The 14,795-nt window shown below is 64.0% G+C and carries 15 protein-coding genes; 6 read left to right on the top strand and 9 right to left on the bottom strand.

What is annotated here, in order from left to right:
• Window positions 1-8 precede the first annotated feature (8 nt).
• A complete protein-coding gene (locus tag CLU90_RS14495; RefSeq protein ID WP_100428263.1) occupies window positions 9-755 on the top strand; it encodes a lysophospholipid acyltransferase family protein in 747 nt (248 codons plus the stop codon).
• On the opposite strand, the gene CLU90_RS14490 is transcribed toward CLU90_RS14495, so the two are convergent.
• The 7 genes from CLU90_RS14490 to CLU90_RS14460 form a co-directional block, all read right to left on the bottom strand.
• On the bottom strand, window positions 752-1,516 hold the full coding sequence (locus CLU90_RS14490; protein ID WP_058048317.1) for an ABC transporter permease: 765 nt from the start codon (window positions 1,514-1,516) through the stop codon (window positions 752-754). The two genes, CLU90_RS14495 and CLU90_RS14490, sit on opposite strands and share 4 nt — an antisense overlap.
• A gap of 2 nt (window positions 1,517-1,518) precedes the next feature.
• Window positions 1,519-2,763 carry an ABC transporter substrate-binding protein gene (locus CLU90_RS14485; RefSeq protein WP_100428262.1) on the bottom strand — a complete coding sequence of 415 codons (1,245 nt, stop codon included), beginning with the start codon at window positions 2,761-2,763 and terminating at the stop codon, window positions 1,519-1,521.
• 17 nt (window positions 2,764-2,780) lie between these two features.
• Window positions 2,781-3,575, bottom strand: a complete 795-nt coding sequence (locus CLU90_RS14480; RefSeq protein WP_092711458.1) for an ABC transporter ATP-binding protein — start codon at window positions 3,573-3,575, stop codon at window positions 2,781-2,783.
• A complete protein-coding gene (locus CLU90_RS14475) occupies window positions 3,572-4,657 on the bottom strand; it encodes an acyl-CoA dehydrogenase family protein (RefSeq protein WP_100428261.1) in 1,086 nt (361 codons plus the stop codon). Before CLU90_RS14475 ends, CLU90_RS14480 begins: the two co-directional genes overlap by 4 nt.
• Window position 4,658: 1 nt before the next feature.
• The gene (locus CLU90_RS14470; protein WP_100428260.1) at window positions 4,659-5,213 is read right to left on the bottom strand and encodes a carboxymuconolactone decarboxylase family protein; all 555 of its coding nucleotides are present in this window, start codon (window positions 5,211-5,213) and stop codon (window positions 4,659-4,661) included.
• A 129-nt stretch (window positions 5,214-5,342) separates the two neighbouring features.
• A complete protein-coding gene (locus CLU90_RS14465) occupies window positions 5,343-6,263 on the bottom strand; it encodes an AraC family transcriptional regulator (RefSeq protein WP_100428259.1) in 921 nt (306 codons plus the stop codon).
• A gap of 84 nt (window positions 6,264-6,347) precedes the next feature.
• Window positions 6,348-7,187 (bottom strand): symmetrical bis(5'-nucleosyl)-tetraphosphatase, encoded by an 840-nt coding sequence (locus CLU90_RS14460; RefSeq protein ID WP_100428258.1) that lies wholly within the window; start codon window positions 7,185-7,187, stop codon window positions 6,348-6,350.
• Between the two features lie 558 nt (window positions 7,188-7,745).
• Between CLU90_RS14460 and CLU90_RS14455 the strand changes: the two genes are divergently transcribed.
• The 5 genes from CLU90_RS14455 to waaA all read left to right on the top strand — a co-directional run bounded on the left by CLU90_RS14455 (window position 7,746) and on the right by waaA (window position 13,023).
• Window positions 7,746-8,840, top strand: a complete 1,095-nt coding sequence (locus CLU90_RS14455) for a glycosyltransferase family 4 protein (RefSeq protein WP_100428257.1) — start codon at window positions 7,746-7,748, stop codon at window positions 8,838-8,840.
• Between the two features lie 56 nt (window positions 8,841-8,896).
• Window positions 8,897-9,205, top strand: coding sequence for an H-NS histone family protein (locus CLU90_RS14450; protein ID WP_100428256.1), 309 nt, complete (start codon window positions 8,897-8,899; stop codon window positions 9,203-9,205).
• A gap of 115 nt (window positions 9,206-9,320) precedes the next feature.
• Window positions 9,321-10,703, top strand: coding sequence for a phosphomannomutase/phosphoglucomutase (locus CLU90_RS14445; RefSeq protein ID WP_100428255.1), 1,383 nt, complete (start codon window positions 9,321-9,323; stop codon window positions 10,701-10,703).
• A 4-nt stretch (window positions 10,704-10,707) separates the two neighbouring features.
• Window positions 10,708-11,730 carry a lipopolysaccharide heptosyltransferase I gene (gene waaC, locus CLU90_RS14440; RefSeq protein ID WP_100428254.1) on the top strand — a complete coding sequence of 341 codons (1,023 nt, stop codon included), beginning with the start codon at window positions 10,708-10,710 and terminating at the stop codon, window positions 11,728-11,730.
• Window positions 11,731-11,748: 18 nt separating this feature from the next.
• Window positions 11,749-13,023 carry a lipid IV(A) 3-deoxy-D-manno-octulosonic acid transferase gene (gene waaA / locus CLU90_RS14435; RefSeq protein WP_100428253.1) on the top strand — a complete coding sequence of 425 codons (1,275 nt, stop codon included), beginning with the start codon at window positions 11,749-11,751 and terminating at the stop codon, window positions 13,021-13,023.
• A gap of 58 nt (window positions 13,024-13,081) precedes the next feature.
• Here waaA and CLU90_RS14430 read toward each other — a convergent pair whose 3' ends face one another.
• Together CLU90_RS14430 and CLU90_RS14425 are read right to left on the bottom strand one after the other, a co-directional pair.
• Complete coding sequence (locus tag CLU90_RS14430; protein ID WP_092711438.1) at window positions 13,082-14,005, bottom strand: M48 family metallopeptidase; 924 nt, start codon at window positions 14,003-14,005, stop codon at window positions 13,082-13,084.
• 44 nt (window positions 14,006-14,049) lie between these two features.
• The gene (locus tag CLU90_RS14425) at window positions 14,050-14,790 is read right to left on the bottom strand and encodes a lysophospholipid acyltransferase family protein (protein ID WP_034746739.1); all 741 of its coding nucleotides are present in this window, start codon (window positions 14,788-14,790) and stop codon (window positions 14,050-14,052) included.
• Window positions 14,791-14,795 lie beyond the last annotated feature (5 nt).

Here is a 14,795-nt window from a genome sequence, read left to right as displayed (position 1 = left end):
GGTGTCATTTGAAACTTCTGCTTACCTACCGCCTCGCGCGCATCGCCATCCACCTGAGCTGCGGCATGGCCGAAAGCGCCGTGGTCTTTCCCTGGCTGGACCTGGAAGGTCGCAACCGGCGCATCCGCCGCTGGTCGACGCAGCTGCTCGACATTTGCGGCGTGCACGTGGCGCAGCCGGCCGACAGCGTGCCGGCCCTCGACCATGCGATGGTGGTGGCGAACCACGTCTCGTGGCTCGACATCTTCGTCATCAACGCCGTCCACCCCTGCCGTTTCGTCGCCAAGGCGGAAATTCGTGCCTGGCCCATCCTCGGCTGGCTGGCGGGGCGCGCCGGCACCATCTTCATTTCGCGCGGCAGCAAGCGTGACCTGCGTCTGATTTTCCAGGGCCTGGTGGACAGGTTGACGGCGGGCGAGCGCATCGCGTTTTTCCCCGAAGGCACGACCGCCGCGCAAGGACAGATCCTGCCGTTTCACGCCAATTTGTTCGAGGCGGCCATCGACGCGCACGTGCCGGTGCAGCCGTTCGCGCTCGTGTATGTGGATGACCAGGGGGCCTTGCACCACGCCGTCGACTTTATCGGCGAGATGAGCTTTGCGCAAAGCATGGTGGCGATACTGAGCGGCCCGCCCATCACGGCGCGCCTGACCTGTCTGGCGCCGGTGGCGACGACAGGCGCGCACCGGCGCGAACTGGCGGCGGCAACGCAGGCGGCCGTGGCCGCCGCGCTGCCGCTGGACAAGGCCGCTTAGTTCTTGACGTGCAGCCAGCGCGCATGCGCGGCGCGGGCCAGGTAATCGAGAATGAAGCCGAGTATGCCGATCAGCACGATGGCGGCCATCAGTTCCGAATACGCGAGGCGGTCGCGCGTGTCGAGGATGAAGTAGCCGAGGCCCGCCGACACGCCCAGCATTTCCGCCGGCACCAGCACGATCCAGATGATGCCGATGGCCAGGCGCACGCCGGTCAGAATGTCGGCCGTGATGCCCGGCAAAATCACCTTGAAGACGATCTCGCTGCGCGTGGCCGACAGGCTGCGCGCCAGCAGCAGCCAGTTCGGATCGAGCCGCGCCACGCCGGCCGCCGTATTGAGCAGGATAGGCCAGACGGCCGCAAACGCCAGCAGGAAGTACACGGGCGCGTCGCCGACACCGAGCACCATCACGGCGATCGGCATCCACGACAGCGGCGAAATCATGCGCAGCAGCTGGAACAGCGGCATGGCCGCGCCGGAAAAGCTTTTCGACATGGCCACCAGCACGCCGAGCGGCACGCCGATGACGATGGCCAGTCCCAGGCCCACGGCCACCCGCTGCAGGCTCAATACCACGTGCAGCCAGATATCCGCGCCGCCCACCATCTCCTTGAACGCCAGCGCCGTGGGCAAGGGCGCAAAAGCGGTGGCAATCGGCGTGGATTTCTCCAGCGCCGTCACGCCCATGGACCACAGCAGCAAGGCACAGGCCAGCCCCACGAGGGGCAGGCCGAACTTCGTGAACAGCTTGCTTGCCATCGTCAGACCGCCACGGTTTCGCTGCGCAGCAGGTTGGCCGGCAAGCCGAAGGCGGCCGGGCCGCCGACCGCCGTGATGGCCTTGCGCACGAAGCGGTCATCGACCAGGTCGCGCGCGGCGAATTTCGGATCGAGATTGGCCAGGAAGCGCGTATCGCCTTCCACCTTGGTGCGGCCGATGGCGCGCACCAGTTCTTCCGTGTACGAGGCGAACGGATATGGCTGGAAGTCGATGCGGCGCTGCTGCCAGTTCTTGTGCACGATCAGGCCCTGCTTTTCGTAGCCGGCGTAATCGGTGGTGGCCAGCACCTTGGTCAGCACCTGCAGCGGATGCGGCGTGTAGCGGTGCTCGCCCACGTTCGACAGCAGCTTGGCCGTGTCGACCTGGTTCGTGCGCGTCCACAGCTGCGCCTTGACGATGGCGTTGGTGACCTTTTGCGCCCATTCGGGACGTGTGTTGATGTCGCGCTCGGACAGGAAAGTAACGCAGCATGCATGGTTTTTCCACACGTCGCCCGAGAAGCGCAGGATCTTGCCGATGCCGGCGTTTTCCGCCGCCGCATTGAAGGGCTCCGCCACGATGTATCCGGCGATCGACTTGCTGGCCAGGGCGGAAACCATTTCGGCGGGTGCCAGCACGACCAGGTTCACTTCATTCGGCTTGATGGCCGCGTTGCGCGCGCGCGTCACCGGCGTCAAGCCGTTCGAGGACAGGATCTGCTGCAGCAGGATGTTGTGGATCGAGTACCAGAACGGGATGGCGACCGTGCGTCCACCCAGGTCGGAAACCTTGTTGATCTCGTTGGCCACCGTCAGCGCGGACCCGTTGACGTGGTTCCAGGCGACGACCTTGGCGGGGAACTTGGCGCCGTAGCGCACCCATAAGGTGGCCGGCGACAGCAAGTGGATGACGTTGACCTGGCCGGCCACGAAGGCTTCGATGATTTGCGCCCAGCTGCGGAACAGCCGCGGCGTTTCCGCCTGCAAGCCTTCCGCTTCGAACAGCTTGCGCGCGTGGGCGACGAGCAGCGGGGTGGCGTCGGTGATCGGCAGGTAGCCGATTTTCACGGGCTGGTCGTCGCCTTTCGGGCCTTGCTGGGCCATGGCGTCGCCGGCGAACAGCAGCGGCGAGGCAACGCTGGCCGTGGCCAGGGCCGACATGCGCAGGAAATCGCGCCGCGTCAGGCCGCAGTCGCAATCGGACGAGGCGCAGATGTGCAGGGGTTTGTTGTGGTCTTCGAATGTCATGGGAGAGTTCCGGTCGATTAATTGGAAGCAAAGGCGGGCGCTTGGTCCTGCTTTTGCAGCGCCTGCAGGGCGTCGAGGATGTCCATCTTCAGGGCGATGACGTCGGCGCTGTGGCCGATCCGTGGCTGGTCGATGGCGACGTTCCATTCGCGCACGATGTTGCCCGGCTTGCCGCCCATGAGCAAGATGCGGTCGGCCACGAGAATCGCTTCGTCGATATCGTGCGTGACGAGCAGCACGGCCGTGTGCCAGCGGTGCACCACGTCGACGAGCAAGGATTGCATTTCGGCGCGCGTGATGGCATCAAGGGCGGAAAACGGTTCGTCGGCGAACAGCAGTTCCGGTTCGCGCGCCAGCGCACGGGCCAGGGCCACGCGCTGGGCCATGCCGCCCGACAGCGCGGACGGATACAGTTTTTCGCGTCCTTTCAAACCGACCGCTTCGATGGCTTGCGCCACGCGCGCCTGGTGCGCCTCGCGCGTGAGCTGCGGCTGGTGCTTGAAGTCCAGGCCGAAACCGGCATTGCCCGTGACGTTCAGCCAGGGTAGCAAACTGGCTTGCTGGAAGACGAGGGCGCTGCGCGGGTCCGGTTCGCGCATGGGAGCGTCGAGGAACTGGATCTCGCCCGTGGACGGCGGCTGCAAGCCGGCCAGCACGCGCAGCAGGCTTGATTTGCCGCAGCCGCTGCCGCCAAGCAGGCAGACGATTTCGCGCTTGCGCACGCCCAGCGACACGTGCTGGAACACGGGCGCCGTGCCGGGGTAAGCGTAGCTCAGATCCTGCGCCTGCAAGGCCCAATCGGCAACGCTCATGCCGATGCTCCCGCCGCCTTGGCCGCCTGCTGGCTGTCGAACAGCTGCAAGGCCGATTGCAACTGCGTCAGGCTGGGGGTGACGATGGGGATGAACGACGATTCGCGCCAGCGGCGGGCAAAGCCCTGCTGCTCGGCATTCAGGTAGGCGCGTCCGCCCATGGCTTGCAGTTCCAGCATCAAGGCTTGCTGCAGCACGCCGGCCAGCTGTATGCGCAGGCGGAACATGGCCGGTGCTTCTTTTTTGAAACGGCCATCGTGCACGCCGGCCAGCAGGGTGGCGACGGCGCTTTCCAGTGTCGCTTGCAGCGCTTCGATGCGCGGCGTGAGCTGGTTGCGCGAGCCGGCGGAAATCTGCGCCGCCTTGGCCAGGCTGGCGCGCGCCAGGCCGATCGACAGGCCGCACTGCATGCCGAGGAACGATGGGCGCACCTGCGGCAGCCAGGCCGGCGCATTGTCGCTGATGATGTCGGCGGCGGGGATGTGCACCTGCGCCAGCTTGACGGATGCCGTATTGCTGCCGCGCAGGGCGATCAGGTCCAGGTCGTCGCTGCGCTTGACGCCTGCGCTGCCGCTGTCGAAGGCGACGATGACGGGCGGCGCGCCGTCGTCCGGCGCCACGGCCGCCGCCGCGACAAAGCCCGCCTTGCGCAAGTTCGTCACCCAGGCCAGGCCGCCGTCGACGAGCAAGCCGTCAGCGTGGCGCGCGCCCGTGATTTGCAGCTGCTCGATGCCGGACAAGAATTTCATGGCGTTCGACAGGCCGCTGGCGCCCGCCTGCGTGCCTGCCAGCAGGCCGGGCAAGCGGCGCTCGGCCAGCGCGCGGTTCTCGCTTTGCAGCAGGAATTCGATGAAGCAGCGCTGGCCCCAGAAGACAAAGGCCGCCGTCACCGATTGCTCGGCCACTTTGGCGATGGCGTCGATGGCGTCGCGCACGTCGCCGCCCGCGCCGCCGTGTTCCTGCGGCACGCCGATGGCCAGCAGCTTGTCGCCAGCGAGGGCAGGCAAAACGGTTTCAGCCAGCTCCGACGATTGGTCGAGCTGGTCGGCATGCATGTGCAGCCAGTGAGTGAGGTTCGCCATGTCAGACGGCGCCAGGCAGGTAGGGCGTCAATTGCGGATTGACGGGCGTGCCGGCCAGGCTGTTGGAGAAATTGCACAGGGTGGCCAGGCTGATGCCCAGCACGACTTCGAGCGCCTGCTGCTCGTTGTAGCCGGCGGCCAGGAAGGTTTGATATTCCACGTCGCTGACGGCGCCGCGCGTGGCGATGACGGCCGTGGCGAAGGCGGCGACGGCGTCCAGCTTCGCATCGCCCGTCGGCTGGCCGTGCTGCAGGGCGCGCACCGTGTCCGGTGTCTGGCCTGCTTTTTTCAGCGAGATGGCGCTATGGCCGGCGATGCAGAAATCGCAGCCGTGGATGCGCGCGGCCGTGATCTGCACCACTTCGCGTTCCATCAGGCTCAAGCTGGCGCGCGCATTGATACCGGAGACGGTCAGGTAGGTTTCCAGTGCCAGCGGGGCATTGGCCAGAACGCCGATCAGGTTGGGCAGGAAGCCATTGTTGGCGATGGCCTTTTCCACGAAGGGGCGGCTATCGGCCGGGGCGGTATCGAGGGTGTGCAGCGTCAGACGGGACATGGGGTACCTTGCTAAGTTGGTAAGTCACCCGGCCATTATATCGGCCATGCCGTGCACGCAACAGACGTCAGCGTCGTCCTTTTGTGCTCGTTCGTCTGCGATTGTGCGATCCTTGATTTCAGCTGGCGCTTAGCTGGCCAGCTGGCGCAATCGCTGGTCGCGCCGATAGGTGCCCGGCTGCTCGCCCGTGACCCGCTTGAAGGCGCGCGTGAAGGCGGCGTGCGAGCGGTAGCCCACCAGTTCGGCCGCGCGTTCGACGGAGACGCCGTCGTGCAGGCGGCGCGCGGCGATCTTCATGCGCAGCAGGAGCAGGAACTGGGCCGGCGAGTGGCCGCTGGCGCTGGCGAAATGCTTGCAGAAGCTGGCGCGCGACATGCACGCGGCCTTGGCCATGTTCTCGATCGACCAGTCGTCGGCGGGCGCGTCGAGCATGCGTTCGAGCAGCGGCGAAAATGCGGGCTGGTGCAGCAGCGACAGCAGGCCGGCCGCCACCTGCTCGCCCTGCGCCACGTGGCGGATCAGGTAAAAGAACAGCAGTTCGACCAAGCGCGCGATCAGTGGCGAGGGCTGTTCCGGGTCGCCGCCCGCTTCCGCCAGGATCAGGTCGAACAGCGCGGCGGCGGCGCTGAAGGCGGGCGCGTCGCCGCGTATCAGCAGATACGGCGGAAAGGAGTCGACGATCAGGGCGGAGAGGGCGCCGCGAAATTGAAAGAAGCCGCAGGCCAGCGCCGTCGCAGGCTGCTCCGTGGGCGCTTGCAGCGGCAGCATCGCCTGCGCGCTGACCGCCTGCAGCGGATCGCTGTGGGGACTGAGGAAGTGCGGCAGGTCGCGCAGCAGGAAGACGCCGTCGCGCGGGCCGAGGGCGATAGGCGCCGCGCCATCGAGGTGCAGATGGCAGTGGCCGTCGAGCACCAGGTGGAAGCTGCCCAGTTCCCGGCCCGCCGTGGAGGCGCGCCAGCGGCCGCAGTACTGGCCCACGTGCAGGACGGCGGTGTCGAGTTCCAGGCTGCCGAGCAGCCAGCGCGCCAGTCTGTCGGTATCAGGATGCATGGGATCGCACAGGCAAAAGCGCCATCATACGTGCCATGCGCGGCAAGGCCAACGACCGATTTCGACTAAGCATATGCGCCGTGCTCAGCGCTTGCCGCTATGCTGCCGGAAGGCGGGGCAATCGACCTGCAGCAAGGAGCGGTCTTGCAGGCACACGGCCGACAGTTTTCCGCCCCACACGCAGCCGCTATCGAGGCCGATCAGGCGCTCCCGCAACTGCAGTCCCAGCGCCGACCAGTGGCCGAAGACGATGGTGTCGCCGGCGCTTTGCCGGCCCGGCACGTCGAACCAGGGCAGCAGGCCGGAACCGGGCGGCGGACTGCCACTTTCCTTCATCTTGAAGTCCATCGCGCCGTCGGGCGTGCAAAAGCGCAGCCGCGTCATGGCGTTGACGATACAGCGCAGCCGGTCGGCGCCCTGCAGGTCGTCGCGCCAGGCGGTCGGCTCGTTGCCGTACATGGTGCGCAGGAAGGATACCCAGTCGTCGCTGCGCAGCATGGTGGACACTTCCCCGCTCAGGGACAGGGCCTGGGCCGCGCTCCATTGCGGCAGCAAGCCCGCATGCACGAGCACATGGCCGTCGTGTTCCAGTGCCAACGGCCGCTGGCGCAGCCAGTCGATCAACTCCTCGCGGTCGGGCGCCTCGAGGATTTCGGCGAGGGTGTCGGACGCATGCTCGGGCCGGATGCCGTTGGCCACGGCCAGCAGGTGCAAGTCATGGTTGCCCAGGACGCTGTCGGCCAGGCCCTGCCGCGCCAGCGCATGCACGTGGCGCAGGGTGGCCAGCGAGGCCGGGCCACGGTTGATCAGGTCGCCCGCGAACAGCAGGCGGTACGGGCCATCCGCTGCCGCTTGTATCCGTTCGATCAGTTCGACGGTTTGTGCATGGCAGCCTTGCAGATCGCCGATAAAGTAGGTTTTCATGAGCGGTGTGGTATTTTTTTTGGCAGAGGATCGGGCTGGACGGCAAACGTACCCGGATGGCGCCAGACTTTCAGTAGAATCAGAATCATGCCTGAAGTTGCACGCTTGCGTGTCGAATGGCGTGCCCGCCATGCAAAACCGCCTGCTACATGTTGCATTGTCAAAGAGTCTATTGTTAATGTATCAAATGGTAAAAGCTGTTAGCAATCATGGACTTCCTTGCTAGCATTTCCGACGCTGGAACACATTCGCGCAAGCGGGATGGAGAATATTTCCTATAAATTAATATTTTTCCGGCGCCAAAAATGCGGCAAAGTGGCGGGCCGTGCATGTGTATCTTTTTGGCGAAAAACACGGTTTTTTTTATTGGCAATACTGGATATATGGCATTTTTTGAGATAGCAGCAGCCGTGGCGGCGTCGACGGGCGGCTTGAAAATAGGGATTTATTCGCAAAGTCGGTACAATGCCATTAAAGGCTGTATGGCGTAATTTCTCGTATTTTTTACCTTATCGATGGCTTTTTAGTGGCGAGCCCGATTTTTTGTTGATAATAAAAATGTTTTCTTTTATCGTGAGCTTTGTCGCATCCGCGTTGTTGACCCTGTTGATTATTAAACAGGTGCGATTGCACAGGTCGGCACTCGATTCTGATTTTCATGGCGTGCAAAAAGTGCACTCCCATTCAGTGGCACGCATTGGCGGGCTGGCGATCTTCCTGGCAGTGGTGTTCAGCGCGCTCGTGTCGATCTGGCGCCTGCCGTCCATGACGCAATGGATGCTGTCCTTGCTGTTGTGCTCAGGCATCGCGTTTGCTGGCGGCATCATTGAAGACTTTACGGGCAAAGTCAGCCCCGTGGGGCGCTTGCTGCTGACCATGGCAGGTGCGCTGCTGGCCTATTTTCTGATCGATGCGCGCATCGACCGCATCGATTTCCCTTTCTCCAGCTGGGCGATACCCTTGATCTGGCTGAGCTTGCCCATCACAGTGCTGGCCGTGGCTGGGATTGCCAATGCCATCAATATTATCGATGGCTTCAATGGCCTGGCCAGCGTGGTTTCCATCTGCATGTTCCTGTCGCTCGCCTATGTTGGCTTGCAAGTCAACGATTCCTTCATCCTGGTCTTGGCCCTGCTGGTGGCCGGTGCCGTTACTGGTTTTTTGATCTGGAACTATCCGGTCGGCTTGATTTTCCTCGGTGATGGTGGCGCCTATTTTATTGGCTTCATGCTCGGTGAGTTGACCCTGCTGCTGGTGATGCGCAATCCTGATGTATCGACCTGGTACGCCGTGCTACTGCTGATTTATCCCGCATTTGAAACCCTTTTCTCGGCCTATCGACGCGCATTTATTCAAGGGAAGTCACCGGTGATGCCGGACGGCATACATCTGCACAGCCTGATTTTCCGCCGTATTGTGCAGTGGACCGTAGGCCGCAAGGAGGCGCGGGCGCTGATGCGCCGCAATTCGATGACGTCACCTTATCTGTGGCTGTTTTCGCTGACGGCCGTGATTCCAGCGACCTTGCTTTGGCGGCATACCGGTTTATTGATTTTCTGTTCCATTTTATTCATGGTGTCGTACGTCTGGTTATATTTCCGCATCATCCGATTCAAGTCGCCACGCTGGATGATTATGAATAAGAAGAAATAACGTGAATAGTGTATATTCATGCATTTTTTAATTCATATTAATGTTAAAGGTGGCATATGAATTTATCAACATTGACAATGCTGGAGCTGCGCAAATTGCAAGACCAGGTTCAGCACGAATTAAACGGCCGCGAACGTGAAGATTTGAACAAGGCGCGCGAACAGATCATGGCGATCGCGCAGCAAGCTGGCATTCCGCTGAAACAGCTGATACTCGATGGCTTGCACCCGCGCACGGGTAAAGTCGCGGTGCGTTACCGTCATCCGGACAATGCCAGTGAGCAATGGACAGGCCGCGGCCGTCAGCCGCTGTGGGTCAGGCAGTGGGTGGAATCGGGCAAGTCCATCGATCTGCTGCGCGTATAATTCGGTATACTCTTGGCGCAGCAGCAAGCGGCCAGCCGCGCGCTGCACCTTGCTAGGGACTTGTTTATTCCCTTATTTATCCCTTTATTATCCCTTTACTCATACCGCCCACACCATGCTTCCATTGTCCAGAACGATCTTCAAGGCCTACGATATTCGCGGCATTATCGCTAAAACCCTCGATGCCAGCGTGGCGCACAAGATCGGCCAGGCATTTGGCCAGGCAGCCCTGGCAAAGGGCGAGCAGCGGGTAGTGATCGGCCGCGATGGCCGCCTGTCGGGACCGGAATTGACGGCGGCGCTGGCGCAGGGCTTGCAAGCGGCAGGCGTCGACGTGATCGACCTGGGCGTGGTGGCCACGCCGATGGTCTACTTCGGCACGAATGTGCTCGACACGCGCTCCGGCATCATGGTCACGGGCAGCCACAATCCGCCCGACTACAACGGCTTCAAGATGGTGCTGGCCGGCGAAGCGATCCACGGTGAAGCGATCCAGGCGCTGTATCACAGCATCGTCGCGCACGACGGCAGCGCCAGCGCCAAGCCGGGAAGCTATGCCACGCACGATATCCGCGCCGCCTACCTCGAGCGCATCCTGGGCGACGTCAAACTGGCGCGCCCGATCAAGATCGCCGTCGATTGCGGCAATGGCGTGGCGGGCGCCTTCGCGGGCGACCTGTTCCGCGGCATGGGCTGCGAAGTCATCGAACTGTTCTGCGAAGTCGATGGCAATTTCCCGAACCACCATCCCGATCCCGCGCATCCGGAAAACCTGCAAGACCTGATCCGCTGCCTGGCCGAGACGGATGCCGAAATCGGCATCGCCTTCGACGGCGACGGCGACCGCCTGGGCGTGGTCACCAAGGATGGCCAGATCATCTACCCTGACCGCCAGATGATGCTGTTTGCCGCCGACGTGCTGACCCGCCACCCTGGCGCGCAGATTTTGTACGACGTCAAATGCACGCGCCACCTGGCACCGTGGATCAGCAAGCATGGCGGCGTGCCGCTGATGTACAAGACGGGCCACTCGCTGGTGAAAGCCAAGCTGCGCGAGACGGGTGCCCCGCTGGGCGGCGAAATGAGCGGCCATATCTTCTTCAAGGACCGCTGGTACGGTTTCGACGACGGCCTGTATTCGGCCGCGCGCCTGCTGGAAATCCTCACGCGCGAAGCCGATCCTTCGGCCTTGCTCAATTCCCTGCCGCAGTCCGACAGCACGCCGGAACTGCACCTGGAGCTGAAGGAAGGCGAGAACGTCGCGCTGATGGACATGCTGCGCCGCGACGCCGTTTTCCCTGGCAATGAACAGATCATCACCATCGACGGCTTGCGCGTGGAATACGCGGACGGCTTCGGCCTGGCCCGCTCGTCGAACACCACGCCGGTGATCGTCATGCGCTTCGAGGCGGAAACGCCGGCAGCGCTGGCGCGCATCCAGGGCCAGTTCAAGAGCGTGATCCTGGCTGCCAAGCCTGACGCCGTCCTGCCGTTCTGACAGCATGGCCGGTCAACCTGGCGCACGGGCGCCCTTGAAAATCCTGCTGGTGCGGGTGTCTTCGCTGGGCGATGTGTTGCATAACCTGCCGATGGTGGCGGACATCGCCCGCCATTTCCCGAACGCGACCATCGACTGGGTGGTCGAAGAGGGCTACACGAGCCTGGTGCGCCTGAACCCGCGCGTGAATACGATCTTCCCGTTCGCGCTGCGGCGCTGGCGCAAGAGCCTGGGCAAGAAGGAGACGCGCGCGGAAATCGCCGCCTTCTTCCGCAGCCTGCGCCAGACGCGCTACGATTATGTGTTCGATACCCAGGGCTTGCTCAAGACGGGCATCATCATGGGCGCCGCGCGCCTGGCGCCGGGCGGACAGAAGGTCGGCCTGGCCAATGGCAGCGAAGGTTCCGGCTACGAAGGCATTTCGCGCCTGTTCCATACCAAGAGCATTCCGCTCGACCCGCGCACGCATGCGGTAGCGCGCGGTCGCCTGGTGGCCGGCGCGGCACTCGGCTACACGGTCGATACGCCGGCCGATTTCGGCTTGCCGGAAGTGTCGAACAGCGACCCGCGCCCGGACTGGATGGGCGAGGCACCGTATTGCGTGTATTTCCACGGCACGGCGCGAGACGCCAAGAAGTGGGCGCCGGAACACTGGATCGCCCTGGGCCAGGCGCTCGCTCCCATGCCGATTCTGCTGCCCTGGGGTTCGCCCAAGGAAAAGGCGGAGGCGGAAGTGCTGGCGGCCGGCCTGCCCAACGCGCGCGTGCTGCCGAAACTGTCGATGGGCGACGCCACCCTGCTGGCGCGCCACGCGGCGCTGGTGATCGGCGTCGACACGGGCTTGACGCACATCGCCGCCGCCTTCGTGCGCCCGACGGTGGAAATCTATGCCGATTCGCCGCTGTGGAAAACGGAAGGCAACTGGTCGCCGAAAATCATCAATCTGGGCGACAAGGGTGCGCCGCCCGGCGTGCCGGAAGTGCTGGCCGCCGCACGGCGACTGCTGGCAGAGTACCCTCCCGCCTGACTTTAACATTCAATAATCATGCGACTTCTTTATACCCTTGCCTGGTGGCTGGCCTTGCCCCTGGTGCTGGCGCGGCTGTGGCTGCGCGGACGCCAGGAACCCGGTTACCGCCAGCACTGGGGCGAACGCCTGGGCTTTTACGGGCGCCAGCCGGCACTTGCCACGGACACCATCTGGCTGCACGCCGTCTCCGTCGGCGAGACGCGCGCGGCCGAGCCGCTGATCGATGCCTTGCTGGCCGCCTGGCCCGCGTGCCGCATCGTCCTCACGCACATGACGCCGACGGGGCGCGCCACGGGCAAGGTGCTGTTCGCCAAGCACGGCGCGCGCCTCGTGCAAAGCTATCTGCCCTACGACACGGGCGCCATGCCGGCCCGTTTCATCCGCCATTTCGCGCCGCGCATCTGCATCCTGATGGAGACGGAAGTGTGGCCGAATCTGATCCATCAATGCAATCGCTACAAAGTGCCCGTGGTGCTGGCCAACGCGCGCCTGTCGCAGCGCTCGCTGGGCAAGGCGCAGCGCCTGGGCAAACTGATCGCCGACGCGGCGCGCGGCATCACCCTGGTGGCGGCGCAGACGCAGGACGACGCCGATCGCGTGCGCCAGCTGGGCGTGCAGGACGTGGTCGTCACGGGCAGCATCAAGTTCGACGTCGTCGTGCCCGAGGCGGCGCTGGCGACGGGGGCGGCACTGCGCGCAGCCATCGGCCAGCGTCCCGTGCTGCTGTGCGCCAGCACGCGCGAAGGGGAAGAGCCGCTGATCCTCGAAGCGCTGGCGCGCGCCAGTTTGCCGGCTGAGGTACTGCTGCTGATCGTGCCGCGCCATCCACAGCGCTTCGACGAAGTGGAAAAATTGATCGCGGCGCAGGGCCTGGCCGTGCAGCGCAGATCGGCTTTGCAGCAAGGCGACGCCGTTGCGGCGGGCACGCAGGTGCTGCTGGGCGACTCGATGGGCGAGATGTTTGCGTACTACGCGGCCTGCGATTGTGCTTTCGTGGGGGGCAGCCTGCTGCCGCTGGGCGGACAGAACCTGATCGAACCAGCTGCCCTGGGCAAGCCCGTGCTGATCGGCCCCCACACCTTCAACTTTGCGCTCGTGACCGAGCAGGCGATTGCGGCCGGCGGCGCCGCGCTGGTGGCGGATGCCGATGCGCTGATGGCGCAGGCGGCGGCCTTGCTGCAGGATCGCGCGCGTTTGGCGTCGATGGGCCAAAAGGCGCTGGCGTTTGCCAACCAGCACCGGGGCGCCACGCCACGCACCATCGCGGCTATCAAACCGCTGCTGCCGTGATGGACGTGCGGCCAACAATGGTGTCGGATTACGGCCTGCGGCCTAATCCGACAGGCGCCTACGTGAACAAAATAGGCAACTCCTGCGAGCGCTTTCTGAGCGCCTGCTTGGCCCCATCGTAGTCGGGATAAATCGATTCCACGGTGGCCCAGAAGCGGGGGCTGTGGTTCATTTCCAGCAGGTGCGACAGCTCGTGCGCCACCACGTAGTCGATCAGCGGCAGGGCGAAGTGGATCAAACGCCAGTTCAGGCGGATCTTGCGCTCGATGGTGCAGCTGCCCCAGCGCGTGCCGGCCGACGACAGCGACAGTGAATCGTAGCGCACGCCCAGCTTGTCCGCGTACAGGTCCAGGCGCGCCTCGAACAGCTGGCGCGCTTCGTGCTGGAACCAGCCTTTCACTTTTTCCTTCAATTGCTGCTCGCTGCCCGTGGGGGTGACCCATACGTGCAGCTCATTCGTCTCGCGCTGGAAGCTGGCGCGGTGGCGCGGCGCCTGGTGCAGCCGCAAGGTGATCTCGCCACCGAGGTAGGGCAGTACGGCGCCGTCGACCCAGGCCACGGGCGGGCGCTGCTGGCGCTGCACCTTGCGCTCGCCCCGTTCCAGCAGTTTCGAGACGATCCAGCCTTGCTTGGCGCGGATGGCGTTGTCGATCTCGGCCAGGGTGACGCGCTTGGGCGCCGTCACGCGCAAGCCGTTATCGTCGATCATGAAGCCGATGGAACGGCGCGTGGAGCGGCGCAGGGCGAATTCGACGAGGTGGCTGCCCAGCTGCAGCTGGCGCAATGGCGGGCCATCGGCGGTGCGTGGCGGGGAAGGCAGGGGAGGCGGGGCAGGGCGAACGATGGGCGGCGCGGGCGCCACTACCGGTGGCGCCACGGGCGGCGCTGGCGGTGCCGTGGGGCGCACCGCCGGGGGCGTGCTGGTCGAGACGTCATGCGCGAACAAATCCAGTTGCTGGTCGCCGACCTTGATGGTCTTCATCTGCTGGCGCAGCGTCGGCTCCTGGATGACCGCGCTGATGCCGTCTAGCCAGCGTTGTAGGCGTGAGGCGAAATGACGCGCATTTCTGATTCTATCCAATTTTCCACCTGTTGCATCATGCTGTCCGGGGTTTGCCCTTCCGGCGAAATCGGTTTGCCTATCGAGACGGTGATCAGTCCCGGGCGTTTGAGGAATGACTGCTTGGGCCAGCACTCGCCTGAATTGTGCGCAATCGGCACCACCACGGCGCCCGTGGCGATGGCCAGGCGCGTGCCGCCGCTCTTGTACTTGCCCGCCTGGCCCACGGGAATGCGGGTCCCTTCAGGGAACATGATAATCCATTGGCCATCGGCCAGGCGGCGCTTGCCATGCGCGACGACGCTCTTGAACGCGTGCTTGCCCTGTTTGCGGTCGATGGGGATCATGCGCAGCAGCGCCATGGCCCAGCCGAAGAAGGGGATGTACAAAATCTCCTTCTTGAACACATACACGAGCGGGCGTGGCAGGCTGGGAAGCAAAAAGATGGTTTCCCATGCCGACTGGTGCTTCGACAGCACGATGGCCGGCGCGTCGGGGAAGTTCTCGGCGCCCTTGACTTCATAGCGGATGCCGCAAATGACCTTGGCGCACCACAGGATAAACACGTTCCAGCGCGAGGTGACCCAATAGCGCTTGTTGTAGCTCAATGGCGCGGCAAAAAAGCACACGCAGGCCCAGACGATGGTGGCCACGATCATGATGATCATGAACAGCAGGGATCGCAGGAACAGGGAAATATTACGCAATGCGG

The organism is Janthinobacterium sp. 67, assembly GCF_002797895.1.
Taxonomy (GTDB): Bacteria; Pseudomonadota; Gammaproteobacteria; order Burkholderiales; family Burkholderiaceae_D; genus Janthinobacterium.
Note: the sequence above shows the minus strand (reverse complement) of the source record. Positions and strands in the feature narration are given on the sequence as shown.

Coding starts and splice junctions, on each gene's coding strand:
- CLU90_RS14485 (WP_100428262.1), bottom strand. CDS start 2,763: ATGACATTCGAAGACCACAACAAACCCCTGCACATCTGCGCCTCGTCC.
- waaA (WP_100428253.1), top strand. CDS start 11,749: ATGCGACTTCTTTATACCCTTGCCTGGTGGCTGGCCTTGCCCCTGGTG.
- CLU90_RS14470 (WP_100428260.1), bottom strand. CDS start 5,213: ATGTCCCGTCTGACGCTGCACACCCTCGATACCGCCCCGGCCGATAGC.
- CLU90_RS14445 (WP_100428255.1), top strand. CDS start 9,321: ATGCTTCCATTGTCCAGAACGATCTTCAAGGCCTACGATATTCGCGGC.
- CLU90_RS14450 (WP_100428256.1), top strand. CDS start 8,897: ATGAATTTATCAACATTGACAATGCTGGAGCTGCGCAAATTGCAAGAC.
- CLU90_RS14480 (WP_092711458.1), bottom strand. CDS start 3,575: ATGAGCGTTGCCGATTGGGCCTTGCAGGCGCAGGATCTGAGCTACGCT.
- CLU90_RS14455 (WP_100428257.1), top strand. CDS start 7,746: ATGTTTTCTTTTATCGTGAGCTTTGTCGCATCCGCGTTGTTGACCCTG.
- CLU90_RS14430 (WP_092711438.1), bottom strand. CDS start 14,005: ATGAAGACCATCAAGGTCGGCGACCAGCAACTGGATTTGTTCGCGCAT.
- waaC (WP_100428254.1), top strand. CDS start 10,708: ATGGCCGGTCAACCTGGCGCACGGGCGCCCTTGAAAATCCTGCTGGTG.
- CLU90_RS14490 (WP_058048317.1), bottom strand. CDS start 1,516: ATGGCAAGCAAGCTGTTCACGAAGTTCGGCCTGCCCCTCGTGGGGCTG.
- CLU90_RS14460 (WP_100428258.1), bottom strand. CDS start 7,187: ATGAAAACCTACTTTATCGGCGATCTGCAAGGCTGCCATGCACAAACC.
- CLU90_RS14475 (WP_100428261.1), bottom strand. CDS start 4,657: ATGGCGAACCTCACTCACTGGCTGCACATGCATGCCGACCAGCTCGAC.
- CLU90_RS14465 (WP_100428259.1), bottom strand. CDS start 6,263: ATGCATCCTGATACCGACAGACTGGCGCGCTGGCTGCTCGGCAGCCTG.